The organism is Anaerospora hongkongensis, assembly GCF_004339805.1.
Lineage (GTDB): Bacteria > Bacillota > Negativicutes > Sporomusales > DSM-15969 > Anaerospora > Anaerospora hongkongensis.
On sequence record NZ_SLUI01000011.1, the window covers coordinates 1 to 13893 of the forward strand.

At 46.9% G+C, this 13893-nt stretch carries 16 protein-coding genes; all 16 read left to right on the top strand.

Going from position 1 to position 13893, the window contains the following annotated elements; translation table 11 throughout:
- A partial coding sequence (locus EV210_RS15655; RefSeq protein ID WP_165898930.1) for a GAF domain-containing sensor histidine kinase occupies window positions 1-875 on the top strand: 875 nt, incomplete at its 5' end.
- Window positions 868-1626: a LytR/AlgR family response regulator transcription factor gene (locus EV210_RS15660; protein WP_132082298.1), complete on the top strand. Its 759-nt coding sequence runs from the start codon at window positions 868-870 to the stop codon at window positions 1624-1626. The genes EV210_RS15655 and EV210_RS15660, both read left to right, overlap by 8 nt.
- Window positions 1627-1663: 37 nt before the next feature.
- Entirely contained in the window at window positions 1664-2617 is a 954-nt protein-coding gene (uvsE, locus tag EV210_RS15665; RefSeq protein ID WP_132082299.1) for a UV DNA damage repair endonuclease UvsE, read from the top strand.
- A gap of 157 nt (window positions 2618-2774) precedes the next feature.
- Window positions 2775-4565: a carbon starvation CstA family protein gene (locus EV210_RS15670; RefSeq protein ID WP_132082432.1), complete on the top strand. Its 1791-nt coding sequence runs from the start codon at window positions 2775-2777 to the stop codon at window positions 4563-4565.
- Window positions 4566-4698: 133 nt separating this feature from the next.
- On the top strand, window positions 4699-4896 hold the full coding sequence (locus EV210_RS15675) for a spore coat protein (protein WP_132082300.1): 198 nt from the start codon (window positions 4699-4701) through the stop codon (window positions 4894-4896).
- Between the two features lie 12 nt (window positions 4897-4908).
- Window positions 4909-5241 (top strand): spore coat protein, encoded by a 333-nt coding sequence (locus tag EV210_RS15680; protein ID WP_132082301.1) that lies wholly within the window; start codon window positions 4909-4911, stop codon window positions 5239-5241.
- Window positions 5242-5392: 151 nt separating this feature from the next.
- Entirely contained in the window at window positions 5393-5818 is a 426-nt protein-coding gene (gene perR, locus EV210_RS15685) for a transcriptional regulator PerR (RefSeq protein WP_132082302.1), read from the top strand.
- A gap of 96 nt (window positions 5819-5914) precedes the next feature.
- A complete protein-coding gene (gene deoC, locus EV210_RS15690) occupies window positions 5915-6562 on the top strand; it encodes a deoxyribose-phosphate aldolase (protein WP_132082303.1) in 648 nt (215 codons plus the stop codon).
- Window positions 6563-6680: 118 nt separating this feature from the next.
- Complete coding sequence (locus tag EV210_RS15695; RefSeq protein WP_132082304.1) at window positions 6681-7550, top strand: peptidase MA family metallohydrolase; 870 nt, start codon at window positions 6681-6683, stop codon at window positions 7548-7550.
- A 187-nt stretch (window positions 7551-7737) separates the two neighbouring features.
- Window positions 7738-9084: a phosphomannomutase/phosphoglucomutase gene (locus EV210_RS15700; RefSeq protein WP_132082305.1), complete on the top strand. Its 1347-nt coding sequence runs from the start codon at window positions 7738-7740 to the stop codon at window positions 9082-9084.
- 73 nt (window positions 9085-9157) lie between these two features.
- Window positions 9158-9934, top strand: a complete 777-nt coding sequence (locus EV210_RS15705) for an MBL fold metallo-hydrolase (protein WP_132082306.1) — start codon at window positions 9158-9160, stop codon at window positions 9932-9934.
- A gap of 19 nt (window positions 9935-9953) precedes the next feature.
- On the top strand, window positions 9954-11069 hold the full coding sequence (locus EV210_RS15710) for a S1C family serine protease (RefSeq protein ID WP_132082433.1): 1116 nt from the start codon (window positions 9954-9956) through the stop codon (window positions 11067-11069).
- Window positions 11069-11548, top strand: coding sequence for a 23S rRNA (pseudouridine(1915)-N(3))-methyltransferase RlmH (rlmH, locus tag EV210_RS15715; RefSeq protein WP_132082307.1), 480 nt, complete (start codon window positions 11069-11071; stop codon window positions 11546-11548). Before EV210_RS15710 ends, rlmH begins: the two co-directional genes overlap by 1 nt.
- A gap of 341 nt (window positions 11549-11889) precedes the next feature.
- Window positions 11890-11997 (top strand): J domain-containing protein, encoded by a 108-nt coding sequence (locus EV210_RS23470; RefSeq protein WP_132082308.1) that lies wholly within the window; start codon window positions 11890-11892, stop codon window positions 11995-11997.
- A 186-nt stretch (window positions 11998-12183) separates the two neighbouring features.
- On the top strand, window positions 12184-12498 hold the full coding sequence (locus EV210_RS15725; RefSeq protein ID WP_132082309.1) for a hypothetical protein: 315 nt from the start codon (window positions 12184-12186) through the stop codon (window positions 12496-12498).
- 542 nt (window positions 12499-13040) lie between these two features.
- Window positions 13041-13880, top strand: coding sequence for a pirin family protein (locus tag EV210_RS15730; protein ID WP_132082310.1), 840 nt, complete (start codon window positions 13041-13043; stop codon window positions 13878-13880).
- Window positions 13881-13893: the final 13 nt, after the last annotated feature.

Genomic DNA, 13893 nt, shown 5'->3' on the forward strand with positions numbered 1-13893 from the left:
GGTATGTCTTGGAATCCGGACAAATGTTTATTGCCCAGAATAGTGCCGAGATCGGCTGTTACTGTGAGCGCTGCCGGTTATCCAGCACTGTAGTGATACCGCTCAAGCAAGCCGGGAGAGTTATCGGTACCCTGAAATTGTACTATACCCGGGGGAATATGGTCGGCGATGCAGATATTGTGTTTGCTGCCGGTGTGGCCCATCTATTCTCTACCCAATTGGAACTGACCGAGATTGACCGTCAGGCAAAATTAGCGGCAAGAGCGGAGCTAAAAGCTCTTCAGGCGCAAATTAATCCTCATTTTTTATTTAATACTCTCAATACCATTACATCTTTGATACGGACAAAACCTGACCTGGCCCGGGAATTGCTGATTAAGCTGGGGGCGATGTTCCGGTTTTCCCTGCATAAGACCGGCAATAATATTCCTATCGGAGAAGAACTGGCGCAAGTGGAAGCCTATTTGGCAATCGAGCAGGCCCGCTATGGTGAAAAATTGCATATCCGGGAAGCAGTCCAGGAAACCGCCATGCAGTATCGAATTCCTTCGCTGACCATTCAGCCCTTGGTGGAAAACGCGATCAAACATGGTTTGCAGCCCAAGGAGGACGGTGGGGAAATTATTTTAAAGGTGATGGAAGAAGCCGATAGTGTGCTGATTACAGTTAGTGATAATGGTGTGGGGATGGATTTGACCAAAAGTCATCCACTCAGCCGGCCTCAGGGGGAAAGTATCGGACTGATCAATGTGCATGAACGGTTGTGCGGGCAATATGGTGAGGGATTGCATATTGCCAGTCAGCCTGGACTCGGAACAACGGTGACAATCAGGCTGCCGAAACGATTGTTTGATGAGGTGGAAGAAGATGCTTAAGGCATTGCTGGTAGATGACGAGACTCCGGCAAGGGATGAGTTGAAGTATTTGTTATCGGAATATGGCAGCATAGAAGTGGCCGGTGAGGCAGACAGCGGTCCGGCAGCGATCAGCCTGGCTGCGCAAATAAAGCCGGATATCATTTTTTTGGATGTGCAGATGCGGGGGATGACAGGGCTGGAAACTGCGGTTGTTCTTAGGGCGATATTGCCGGATACACTGATTATATTTGCGACGGCCTATGACGAATATGCAGTCAAGGCTTTTGAGGTAGGGGCAGTGGATTACGTATTAAAGCCCTTTGAAGGAACCCGGGTTATCGGCGCTATCGAACGGCTGCGCAAATATCTGCCTGACGAATGGCGGGCAGCGGCCAGCCGGATTGATGAAACGCTGACCAAAAGCAAGATTAACGTGCACAAACTGCCTGTAAATAAACAGGGAAAAATCATGCTGGTTGCTTATGATGATGTCGTTTATGCTTATGTCCAGGCTGGTGGAATTTCAGTTGTAACTGTTCACGGTACATTCTGTTATGACGGCACACTGACGGAATTGCAGGAACGCGTAAAGATGACCAGTCTCTTTCGTGTTCACAAAAGCTATATTGTTAATATGAATAAAGTGCAGGAAGTGGTACCGTGGTTTAAGGGGACCTACTGGCTGAAGGTGGAAGGTGCCCCAGGCATTGAAATTCCAGTGAGCAAGGGGCAAATTAAGGAAATTAAGGATATCTTGGGCCTGAAATAGGAAGGCTAGATGTATCAAGCATAAATGAGGAAGATACATGCGAATACGGTTTGGTTATGTAGCAATGGCGTTAAATATTATGGAAGGGTCACCAAACAAAACGGTAACGGTTACAAATCTGCTGAAGATTGCAGAGCCCGCTGACCGCATCAATCGCCTCAGACGGCTTACGCGGGAAAATCTGGCTAATCAATTGCGTGTTTTAAAATATAATGCGGCTCATGACATCCATGTTTTTCGCTTTACGTCGAAACTGATTCCGCTTGCTACTCATCCTGAAGCAGCCGGCTGGGATTACAGCAGTGAATTTGCCAGTGAGCTTAGAGAAATAGGTGACTATGTGCGTCAGCATGCGATGCGAGTAAGTGCGCATCCTGATCATTTTACCCTGCTAAACAGCCCAGATGAGCGGGTCATTGCTGCGAGCATTGAAGACCTAGCCTATCATGCCCGCATTTTTGATGCAATGGGCTTTGGCAGTGAAGCCAAGCTAGTCGTTCATGTAGGCGGTGCTTACAAAGATAAAGAAAAGGCGCTAGACAGGTTTAGAGAACAGTTTGAACTGCTGCCGCCGGCGATTAAGGGCAGATTGATCATTGAAAATGATGATAAGTCGTATACTGCCCGGGATGTGCTGAAACTCTGCCAGCGCGTTGCAGCGCCGATGGTACTGGATGTTCACCACCACTATTGCTGCAACGGCGGAGAAGACCTGGCGACATTGTGGCCGGATATAGCCGCGACTTGGGGGAGCGATATTCCGAAAATTCATATGTCCAGTCCTAAAGATGGAAAGAATATTCGGGCCCATGCCGATTATATTCAGGCCGGGGAATTTATTGCTTTTCTCAAACAGGCAAAAGAGCTGGATCAGGATTTTGATGTTATGCTGGAAGCCAAGCAAAAAGATCTGGCGGTGCATAAGCTGATGCATGATTTAACAGAGATCGGTAAGGTACAAGCGATCGATGAAGCTTCGATTGCCTATTAGCCTTCTTACGGTCATTTCTATTGAACGGTTGTTTTTTACTGTTAGCCGGTTATTTTATTCCGTTTGGCTGATTTTTCTGTTAAATGCGACTTACTTCTTTTATTATTAGAATTGCTGAAAAGCATTTACTAATAAAGGAGGAAAGAAGCATATGGTTATGAATGGAATTTATTTAGTTATTATTGCTGCACTTTTTCTTACATTAGCCTATCGTTACTACGGGGCATTCATGGCTGCTAAAGTATTAGCCTTGGATCCCAATCGTCCCACCCCTGCCGTCGTGAAGAATGACGGCCGTGATTATGTCCCTACAAACAAGTGGGTGACGTTTGGTCATCATTTTGCGGCAATCGCAGGCGCAGGCCCGTTGGTTGGCCCCGTTCTTGCTGCCCAATTCGGTTATCTGCCTGGTACGCTGTGGCTGCTGATCGGCGCTGTGGCTGCCGGTGCGGTTCATGACATGATCATTCTGTTTGCCTCAGTCCGCCATGATGGAATGTCGGTAGCTGAGATTGCCAAAAAAGAAATTAGCAAAGCCTCCGGCCTTGCTACCAGTATTGCCGTACTCTTTATTTTGATTATTACAATGGCTGGTCTTGGTATTGCGGTAGTTAATGCACTGTATGACAGCCCTTGGGGAACCTTTACTGTTGCTGCTACTATTCCGATCGCTATTTTTGTAGGACTTTACCTCCGGTATATTCGTCCCGGCCGGATTGGTGAGGGATCCTTTATCGGTGTAACCTTGGTGCTGGCCGCTGTTTTTGTTGGTCCCTGGGTTCAACAATCTGCTTTGGCACCTTACTTTACCTTTACCCGCGGCCAAATCTCTATTATGATGGCGATTTATGGCTTTGTTGCTGCCGCTCTGCCTGTGTGGCTGCTGCTGGCACCGCGCGATTATCTGAGCACGTATATGAAAATCGGCACAATCCTGGCGCTTGCAATTGGTATTATTATTGTCCGGCCCGAGATTCACATGCCCGCCCTTACACCATTTATACACGGTGGTGGTCCTATTATCCCCGGACCGGTTTGGCCGTTTATGTTCATTACCATCGCCTGTGGCGCGATTTCCGGCTTCCATGCGCTGATTGGTACCGGTACAACGCCGAAGATGCTGGCTAATGAAGCGGAAATCCGGGTTGTCGGCTTTGGCGGCATGCTGGTTGAATCCTTTGTAGCACTCATGGCGCTGATTGCGGCAACCAGCCTGATTCCGGCCGATTATTTTGCGATCAATACAACACCTGCTGTTTTCAATACACTGGGAATGAAGATTGAGGAACTGCCGATTCTTTCCCAAATGGTAGGGGAGAATGTGGCCGGCCGTCCCGGCGGAGCTGTTTCCCTGGCAGTTGGCATGGCCCATATCTTTTCTAAAATACCCGGTATGAGCAGCTTAATGTCCTTCTGGTATCACTTTGCCATTATGTTTGAAGCTCTCTTTATCCTGACAACGATTGATGCCGGTACCCGCGTAGGACGGTATCTTGTACAAGAATTAGGTGGTATGGTATATGCCCCGCTGAAAAATGTTCACTGGACACCGGGCATTATTTTCGCCAGTGCAGCTGTGTCATTAGCCTGGGGTTACCTGCTGTACGGCGGATCAATTTCGACCATATGGCCGCTCTTCGGTGTGGCTAATCAACTACTTGCCAGTATGGCCTTGGCAATCGGTACAACAGTGCTTTACCGGATGGGAAAAGGCAAATATGCATGGACGACGATCGTACCGATGTCTTTCCTGGCCGTTACAACAGTTGCTGCAGGTTATATGAATATTACCACCAACTATCTGCCAAAAAATAATTATCTGCTGGCGGGAGCCAGTGCTGTTATGATTGTTTTGGTTATTTTTGTTATCGGTGATGCAATTCGCACCTGGCTCGCAATCAGAGCTGAACAACAAGCTAAACCAGAATCACTGCCTATCAGTAAATAAGCTGGCTAAAGAAAGGGCTACCCGCTACTGCGGGTAGCCCTTTCCCAATATTTGGACGAATTGAATTAGGCATATATTTCCTCAACCAGCGCATGCTATATGCTGTAGTGAATTTGAAAGGGGGGAATGACTCATGTTAACGTCCAAAGAGCTTATGCAATTAGAAGATTTTCTTGACGGTCACCAAACCAGTGTGAAAACCTTCAATCATTTCGCCAGCGAAATGAAAGATCAGCAGGGTAAGCAAATGCTGCAGCAGCTGGCCCAAAAGCACCAGCAGCATGTTCAAATGGTTAGCAAGCATTTAAACGCAGGACAATCTTTACAATAAGGAGGGATTTGAATGGCACAGCAAGGACAACAACAGGGACAGCAGCAAGGACAAGGCCAAATGCAAGGCCAAGGTATGCAGATTGCTGACCGCGATTTATTGCAGGTTTGTTTGAACGAAACCAAACACTGCGCATCTTCACTTAATACTTACATTCAGGAAGCGAGCAGCGAACAGCTTCGTCGTGATTATATGACGGTACTTGGTGATGTATATAGCCAGCAAAAACAAATTTTTGATTATATGCAGCAACAAGGCTACTATAATGTAAAGAACGCCAATCCCCAGGATATTGCCCAGGCAAAATCCAAATTCAGCCAGAATCAACAGCAATCCATGCAATAAGAGCAATAAAAATACCAGCCTCATCACTACTGGTGAGGCTGGTATTTTTATTGCCTCTTGACAATAGTTCTTGCCGAGATGTAAGATTAAGACATAATTATCCGAAAATGACTTTTAATTGGATTTAATTATTTGTAAAGTAGGTGTTTTTATGGATTTCTGTGTAACAACGATGTTACGGGATAAAGGCTTTAAAGTCACTCCCCAGCGGTTGGCGATATATGAGGTTTTGACCAAAACCAAATCTCATCCAAGTGCTGAAATGATTTTTACGCAGCTTCAGCCGCTCTATCCTACGATGAGTCTGGCAACGGTGTACAAAACGATTGATATTTTGCATGAAATTGGATTAGTACAGATTTTAAACGTAGGCGAGGACAGCTTCCGCTATGATGCTGAAACTGTCAGCCATCCTCATGTTCGCTGCCTGGAGTGCAACCGTGTCGATGACTTGTTTGGTGTAGCTTTGGAGGAGTTCATCAGCAAGGTTTCCGATCAGACGGAATATCGCCTAACGGGACAACAATTCTACTTCTTTGGTGTATGCCCCGAGTGTCAGAAAAAGAAAGCAAACTAATCGTTCGAAAAAGTCCGGCTTATGCCGGGCTTTTCTTGTTAGTAGGAATATTGCCGCAAATAGCGAAGTATTTCTTTAATAGGGGAGGGCTGGAATATGGAACTAGTTTCTTATATTGACCATACACTGTTAAAGGCGGATGCTGCAGTTGATGATATTGTACGCCTCTGTGAGGAAGCTGCCGAGTATCACTTTGCCGCAGTCTGCGTGAATCCTGCCTATGTCGCTTTAGCAGCGCATTTGCTGAAAGGAACGGGTGTAAAAACTGCAACAGTAGTGGGATTCCCGTTAGGAGCTACGCCGACTGCAGTCAAGGTTTATGAAACCCAGACGGCAGTTGCCGATAAGGCTGATGAAATCGATATGGTAATGAATATTGGTGCTGTAAAAAGCGGTCAGTGGCAGGCGGTAATTGACGATATAAAAGCAGTGGTGGCAGCGGCAGACGGAAATGTGGTGAAGGTAATCCTGGAAACAGGCTTGCTGACCGAAGCCGAGAAACGGCAGGCCTGTCAGGCTATTGTGACAGCTGGCGCCCATTATGTAAAAACCTCAACTGGTTTCGGACCAGGAGGAGCTACAGTGGCCGATATTTTGCTATTTAAAGAAGAAGTAGGCAATAAGGCGGGCATAAAAGCTTCCGGAGGAGTCCGCACCAGGGAGCAGGCAGAGGCCTTGATTGCGGCAGGTGCAACGCGGTTGGGTACAAGTGCCGGAGTCGCATTGGTTAGTTTACATAAATAACCGGTAGGCGCCGGCCTGCGGCTATGGTATACTATTTATCTAAGCAGAATGCGGTTCTTGAGACCGCTAAATTGAGTCAATTTTTTGATTGTTTTTTCTAGAGAGAGGAGGGGGTACTATGCGCAGCATCGTACAGAACCCGAGATTTATTATTTCTATGCTCGTTTTAATTGTGCTGCTCGTTATGCTCGTGCCGGTGCGGGCGCCGCGGATGTGGCTGTACCCCCTGGCTCGTGATATGGCGCAAGCCAAAATGAATTATGAGGCCCGGCATATGGCTTCCTTTGAAACGGCTCATTTTATCATTAAATATACAGTGCATGATGCCGATACGGTAGCAATGGTAGCTCAGGCTGCGGAAGCGGCTTACGCTCCTGTCGAAGCTGCTTTTGGTTCTGCACCCACAGAAAAAACACTGCTTCTGGTTTACCCTGACCGCAAAGAAATGAATAAGGTGTTTGGCTGGTCAGGTGACCAAAGTGCAATGGGTGTCTACTGGGGAGGCGTAATTCAGCTGCTGTCGCCGCATGCCTGGCTGAAGGCAGGAGAGTCGACGGATGAATTTATTCGCTCAGGTCCTATGGTGCATGAATTTACGCATCTGGTCTTTGATCATATGACCAACGGGAATTATACCCGCTGGTTTACCGAAGGCCTGGCTCAGTATATGGAGTATAAGACAAACGGCTATGAATGGCTGTCCAACAGCAATAAACAACCAGAGAAATTTTATACTCAGGCTGAACTGGACAAAGACTTCGATAATCTGCCTGATCAGTCGCTGGCTTACCGTTCTTCGCTTGCCGCCATCCGGTATATTGCTGAAACTCAGGGTGACGATAAGCTTAACCAGGTTATGCAGGAATTAAAAGGCGGTAAAAAACCTGATAAGGCGATTACAGATGTATTAGGCATGGATTACGACAGTTTTGAGCGTGAATGGCACAAATGGGCAGCTGAGCATATGCGTGCCGAAAGCCATAAATAATGGTATAATGGTATAAAGGAAGATCCCGCTGTTTATGTAACAGCGGGATCTTCCTTTATAATATAGGAGATTTTTATTGCCGGGAAATACTTAGTCCCGCTAATCGGAGCCAAGGGAGGCCGCTTGTATCATTTTCCTGGATCGTGCTACAATAACGGTGATACTAGTTGGTAAAAGGAGAGTAACAATGAGCATATTTCATGCCTGTGATATACGAGGTATTGCCGGAAAAGAGCTGAATGGGATTATGGCTCGCCGTATTGCTCTGGCAGTAGGGGTTAAACTGACTGGACGGAGGGTCGTTGTCGGGGGAGATATCCGTCTGTCAACTCCCGAACTGCAGCGGATTATGCTGGACACCCTTGCTGAATCAGGCTGTGAGGTAATCGATATTGGCACGGTAGCGACTCCGGTTTTCTACTATGCAATGAAGGTTATGAATGCTGACGGCGGTGTAATGGTTACAGCTTCCCATAATCCGGGTGCCTATAACGGTTTCAAACTCGTCTTTGGTGCTCAGCCTGTCACAGAAGCGGATATTAAAGAAATTGCCCGCATGGTCGAACGCAATGAACGTGTCTTCGGACCAGGGAAGGTCGTGCCCAAAGCCGTTGTCAGTGACTACATCGCTGATACTACTGCCAAGGCCCGTTTTACTCCGCTAAAAGTAGTGGTAGATGCGGGTAACGGAGCTACTGCCCGTATTGCTCCGGCCTTGTTTAGAGCCGCCGGCTATGAAGTAATTGAACTTTACTGCGATGCCGACGGTCTTTTCCCGAACCGCCCGCCTAACCCGGCCTTAGCTGAAAACCTGACCGCCCTCGGAGATAAAGTGCGACAGACCGGTGCCCGGCTGGGCGTCGCTTTTGATGGTGATGGTGACAGAGCGGGCTTTGTTGATGAAAATGGCAGGGCAATTGATAATGATGACATTATTGTGCTGCTGGGTAAATATTATTTGGAAGGCGGGCAGGGGACTGTCGTCTATGATGCCAAGTGCTCGATGGTAGTACCAGAGGAAATTACCAAAGCAGGCGGAAGGGCGGTAATGGCCCGGGCAGGCCACACGTTCAGTAAGGCTGCTTTCTTGCGCGAAAAGGCACTCTTTGCGGGCGAAATCAGCGGTCATTTTTTCTTTCGCGAGCTAGGCTATGATGATGGTATGTTTGCTGCCTTGAAAGTGTGTGAATTTGTCGATGAGCATGGCTCTTTGTCGGCGCTGACTGATGCCATTCCTAATTACCTGCTGACGCCGGACATCCGTGTACCCTACAAAGGGAATGATAAGGAAGCAATTCTGGCAGAAGCAGCGCAACGGCTCGACGCATATAAGCCGAACCTCATCGACGGTGTGCGAATTGAATTTGCCGATGGCTGGGGGATGATACGCTCATCCGTTACCGAGCCGTTGTTTACGCTGCGGTTTGAAGCCAAAACAGAACAGCGTCTGCAGGAGATTATTACGATTTTATTGGCAGCGCTGCCTGAGGCTGTGAGGGAGGCCGTTTTACTGAAATTACCTGCCGGGAAATAATGGATAAAGAGGATTTTGGCCCTTAAAAAGCGAATTTACTCATGGTTAATACGCAATAAGAAGGTGCCAAACAGTGAAGGTCCATGTTTTAGCCAGTGGCAGTGCTGGCAACGCTATTTTCCTGAAAAGTGAGCATACAAGCATTTTGATTGATGCCGGTATCAGCGCGAGGCGAATTAAGAATTCCCTTGCAGAAATCGGTACAGCTATTGAAGATATTGATGGGGTATTCATTACCCATGAGCACAGTGATCATATTAAAGGGCTGCCGACGCTCCTGAAAAAATACCGTCTGCCTGTATATACCCGTCCCGCAACCTGGGAGGCAATGCCTTTCAAAGAGCCTCTGCCTTATGAGTGCTTTCGCGGCTTGCCGGAGAGTGTTGACCTTGGCACGGTAAAAATAGAACCCTTTGCGATTTCCCATGACGCTGCCGATCCGGTAGGGTTCAATTTCTTTTGCCGGGGCAATAAGTGCAGTGTTGCTACCGACCTGGGATTTGTTACAGAGAGCGTAAAAAAAGCGCTGGCCTTATCTGATATTCTAGTGCTTGAATCCAATCATGATACGGAGATGCTTGAAAAAGGATCGTATCCATGGCCGTTGAAAAAGCGTATCATGAGCAACCGGGGGCATCTTTCCAATATTGATGCTGCCTGGACGATTGCCCGGCTGCCCCGTAAAACGCATACGCATGTTTTTCTGGCCCACATGAGTAAAGAAAACAATCGCCCGGAACTAGCCCGTGAAACTGTGGGCAATATTTTAAGCTCTCAGGGGCTGCGGTTAGGGATGGACGTTTCGCTTCATCTTACTTTTCCTGATCAAACAGCGAGTATAGCTGAATGACGCTGAGGAGGTTGAAATGATGTCTAGACGAATTACACCTATTTTAGTAATTGCTTTGATTGGTGCCGTTATCGGCGGCAGTTTGGTATACAGTTGGGGTGGGAAGTTCTACGCCAAACCCAATCCGCAAATGCCGAATCTAGCGCAGCAGGTCCCCGGCTTGAAGGCGCCTACAGCGCAGGCTAGTATCTCTGATGCCCGCAATACGGCTATCGTCCGGGCTGCGCAGGCTGTAGGACCTTCCGTTGTCGGGATAACCAATAAAGCATACGCCCGGGATTTTTATAACCGGAAAGTCCTTGTTGAGCAGGGAACCGGTTCGGGCGTCATTTTTGATGCAAATGGCTACATTGCCACGAATAATCACGTAGTAGAAAATGCCCAGGAAATTGTTGTTTCGTTAGCAGACGGACGTACTGTTCCCGGGAAAGTTCTCGGTACAGACCCAGCTACTGATCTGGCAGTGGTGAAAGTAGAACTTACCGGCCTGCCTGCTGCTCAATTCGGGGACTCGGATACAGTCATGGTCGGAGAGCCGGCTATTGCGATTGGCAATCCATTGGGCCTGGAGTTTAAAGGCAGTGTTACGGCTGGTGTGATTAGTGCGCTTAACCGGTCACTGGAAATCGGGGAACGCCGGTTTAAGCTGATTCAGACGGATGCCGCGATTAATCCCGGCAACTCTGGTGGTGCCCTGGTAAATGCCGATGGGGTTGTCATCGGGATTAACAGTGCTAAAATTTCGGTTGCCGGGGTTGAGGGAATCGGTTTTTCCATTCCCATCAACTCAGCTCGTCCTATTCTGCAGTCCATAATTGAAAAGGGCCGTGTCATCCGGGCTTATCTGGGTGTGGGGGCTCTGGATAAGAGTGCAGCCGCTAAATACGGCTACGATCTTAACATTGACAAAGGTGTATATATTGCGAAAGCATCGAAGAACGGACCTGCCGGCAAAGCGGGTATCCGTGAAGGCGATATTGTATTGAAAGTTGCCGGTCAGGAAACGAACAGCGTAGCAGACCTGCGTTCCGTATTGGATGCCCAGCCTGTGGGCAGTCAGGTTGAAGTTCAGTTCAGCCGCAACGGCCAGGTGCAGACCATTTCCGTACTTCTAGAAGAGATGCCGGCTGAATAATGAGAATATCGATTGTAACGGCTGGTAAAATTAAAGAGAAGTATTTAACGGCAGGAATTGCCGAATTTGTAAAGCGTCTTGGTCCTTACTGCCGGCTGGAGATTATCGAAGTAGAAGAAGAGCGGATGCCGGAAAACCCGTCGGATGCTGAAAAAACCAAAGCGCTCGCCAAGGAAGGCGAGCGCCTGTTAAAGGCAGTACGAGATTCAAGCTATCTGATGGTGCTTGATTTGGTTGGAAAGCCTCTGTCCTCGGAAGAGCTGTCAGCGAAACTTGATAAGCTGGGGCTGGAAGGGCAGAGTGATCTTACCTTCATCATTGGCGGCGCTTTTGGCTTGTCCGACGAAGTTCGCAAAGCGGCGAAAGAACGCTTGTCTTTCAGCAAACTAACCTTTACTCATCAAATGATCCGCCTGCTGCTGGTGGAGCAGATATACCGGGCTTTCCGGATTAGCCGGGGAGAACCGTACCACTGGTAACGGTGCTGGTTTTGACCTCAAGTTCTGTTTTTGCAGGGCTTGAGGTTTTTTTGCGAGTTTTTTTCAAGTAAAGGGATGGTAGCGGCCCTAGGTGCCTCATCCACTTCCATCATGTCTCGGTGGAGACTGTAAAAGTAATAACAGCCAGAAGATAATCCTAAAAAATATCCGGCATTAAGATGCCTGATAAGCGGAATAAGAGGAAGATGGGTAGGGTGGTATTCTGTATAATAATACTATAAAGCGTTGTATATCGAAGCTGCTGTGGTAAATAAAGGAGATTCAGCAATGAATATTTAATTAGTAACAAAGCGAAATTATAGTAAAGCTTGGAGTATGCAATGAAAAATTATTACTCAATATTGGGTGTTCCTCCGACAGCTAACAAACAGGATATAAGGAAGGCATATCGCGAAAAGGCTAAACTATATCATCCGGATGTAAAATAAAAATAATGATGCTCATAAAATATTTATCGACATTGGAGAAGCTTATGAAATACTATATAATCCTGATACTCGCAAGCAATATGATGATTTTTTAAGAAACGGTACATATAGCTCCCAGGCTTCTTCTTCAAATGGTTTTCCAGTCAGCAAAATAAGGCAAGGCAAAAAGCCGAAGAATACGCAAAAATGAGTTTGGCAGATCTGTTGAACGGTATATTGGATTTAGCATATATTGCAACTAAAACAGTTGTTGTTGGTCAAAAAGGTGTATGGTTAGATATTGGTGACTATATCAGTCTAGGATTAAAGGGAACGGTCCTTCTTATATGCCTAGGTTTACTTTTTACGGGTATTGGGACAATCCCTGGAGCTGTAATTGGTTTGCTAACATCCAAATCTCTATTTAAAAATGGAAAATTTATCGGTATTGGCCCACTGTTGATTAGTACAGTTACAATGGTATGTGCAATAGGATTTTTTGTTTTTAAGTTGTTATATTGAAATGATATCTTAGGTGTTATTTTTGATAGTCACCTTAATCAGCTCAATAAGTTGTTAGCATAGACTTTGTTATCGAGAATCAATTTGATGGCAGGATAAGTGAAGACTAAAAGGTGAGGAATGGGTAGCTAGTTTGGGATGCTTCCTCTTTGTCAAAACAAAGTTGTCAAAAAAGGAACGTCCCCACTGTCACATTTCAATTATGTCTCGGTGGAGATTCCTGTAAACTGACCGCAACCATTAAATGATCCGCATGCGCCTCCTTTTGCCTCAAGCCCTGTTTTTTTACAGGGCTTGAGGTTTTTTGTGCGTTTCTAATGCTTGAAGGTGAAAGGTATTTATTGAACAAAGACTGAATACTACTAAGCAAGGATTTGTTATATAATAGCGTTTAAGGAAAACGGCGATATGCAATAAAACACGGGGACAGGGAAAAATATCGAAAAAGAAACAGCGGCTCCGCCTGCAGAAGCTAAATTTCAATACTGGCAGATGGAGCTATCGGTAAGACGATTTCTTTTTTTATTGACAAGGAGGTTGGCATGAACAAACTGAGAACGATCCGCAAAATTGTGACAGGAAAACATACCGTGGACGGAGCCGGCGTCAAACTGGTGAGAGTAATTGGCCGCGACGACACGAAAGAATTTGATCCTTTTCTCATGCTGGATGCCTTTGATTCGGTGGACCCTGACGATTATATCAAAGGTTTCCCCTGGCATCCGCACCGTGGCATTGAGACGATTACCTATCTCATTCAAGGTGAAATTGAGCACGGAGACAGTCTGGGAAATACAGGAAGGATTTTAACTGGCGAATGCCAGTGGATGACGGCCGGCGCTGGAATTCTTCATCAGGAAATGCCAAAGGCCAGTGAGCGAATGCTTGGGGTCCAACTTTGGCTCAATCTGCCGGCGAAAGATAAAATGGTGCCCCCAAAATATCACGGGATACGTAAGGAGGACATCCCGGTTATTGATGAAGGAGACCGGCAGATACACATCCTGTCCGGGATCTATGGCGGCAAAACCGGAGCCATGGAAGGCGAATATTGTAAGCCTCTGCTGCTGGATGTAGAAGTGCGTGCCGGGGCTGAGTGGTCACTTGCTATTGCAGCAAATGCAACTCTGTTTATTTATATTTTTCAGGGAGCAGGAACCTTTGGCAGCGATAGATTAATCCCGGCCAAGCATGCTGTATTATTTGATGAAACAGGTACATTCCTGGTAAGAGCCTCCAATGAGGGTATACGGTTTTTCCTGATGGCCGGGGAGATGCTGCAGGAACCCATTGCCTGGGGTGGTCCAATTGTTATGAATACCCGGGAAGAATTGCAGCTTGCTTTCCGGGAGTTAGAAGAAGGCAAATTCATCAAATCTTGAAAATAGAGTAATC

What these genes read in the sequence shown, in the direction of transcription:
- EV210_RS15730 (WP_132082310.1), top strand. Translation starts at nt 13,041, where the DNA reads ATGAACAAACTGAGAACGATCCGCAAAATTGTGACAGGAAAACATACC.
- perR (WP_132082302.1), top strand. Translation starts at nt 5,393, where the DNA reads ATGGATTTCTGTGTAACAACGATGTTACGGGATAAAGGCTTTAAAGTC.
- EV210_RS15670 (WP_132082432.1), top strand. Translation starts at nt 2,775, where the DNA reads ATGAATGGAATTTATTTAGTTATTATTGCTGCACTTTTTCTTACATTA.
- uvsE (WP_132082299.1), top strand. Translation starts at nt 1,664, where the DNA reads ATGCGAATACGGTTTGGTTATGTAGCAATGGCGTTAAATATTATGGAA.
- EV210_RS15710 (WP_132082433.1), top strand. Translation starts at nt 9,954, where the DNA reads ATGTCTAGACGAATTACACCTATTTTAGTAATTGCTTTGATTGGTGCC.
- EV210_RS23470 (WP_132082308.1), top strand. Translation starts at nt 11,890, where the DNA reads ATGAAAAATTATTACTCAATATTGGGTGTTCCTCCGACAGCTAACAAA.
- EV210_RS15680 (WP_132082301.1), top strand. Translation starts at nt 4,909, where the DNA reads ATGGCACAGCAAGGACAACAACAGGGACAGCAGCAAGGACAAGGCCAA.
- EV210_RS15675 (WP_132082300.1), top strand. Translation starts at nt 4,699, where the DNA reads ATGTTAACGTCCAAAGAGCTTATGCAATTAGAAGATTTTCTTGACGGT.
- deoC (WP_132082303.1), top strand. Translation starts at nt 5,915, where the DNA reads ATGGAACTAGTTTCTTATATTGACCATACACTGTTAAAGGCGGATGCT.
- EV210_RS15660 (WP_132082298.1), top strand. Translation starts at nt 868, where the DNA reads ATGCTTAAGGCATTGCTGGTAGATGACGAGACTCCGGCAAGGGATGAG.
- EV210_RS15695 (WP_132082304.1), top strand. Translation starts at nt 6,681, where the DNA reads ATGCGCAGCATCGTACAGAACCCGAGATTTATTATTTCTATGCTCGTT.
- EV210_RS15725 (WP_132082309.1), top strand. Translation starts at nt 12,184, where the DNA reads ATGAGTTTGGCAGATCTGTTGAACGGTATATTGGATTTAGCATATATT.
- rlmH (WP_132082307.1), top strand. Translation starts at nt 11,069, where the DNA reads ATGAGAATATCGATTGTAACGGCTGGTAAAATTAAAGAGAAGTATTTA.
- EV210_RS15700 (WP_132082305.1), top strand. Translation starts at nt 7,738, where the DNA reads ATGAGCATATTTCATGCCTGTGATATACGAGGTATTGCCGGAAAAGAG.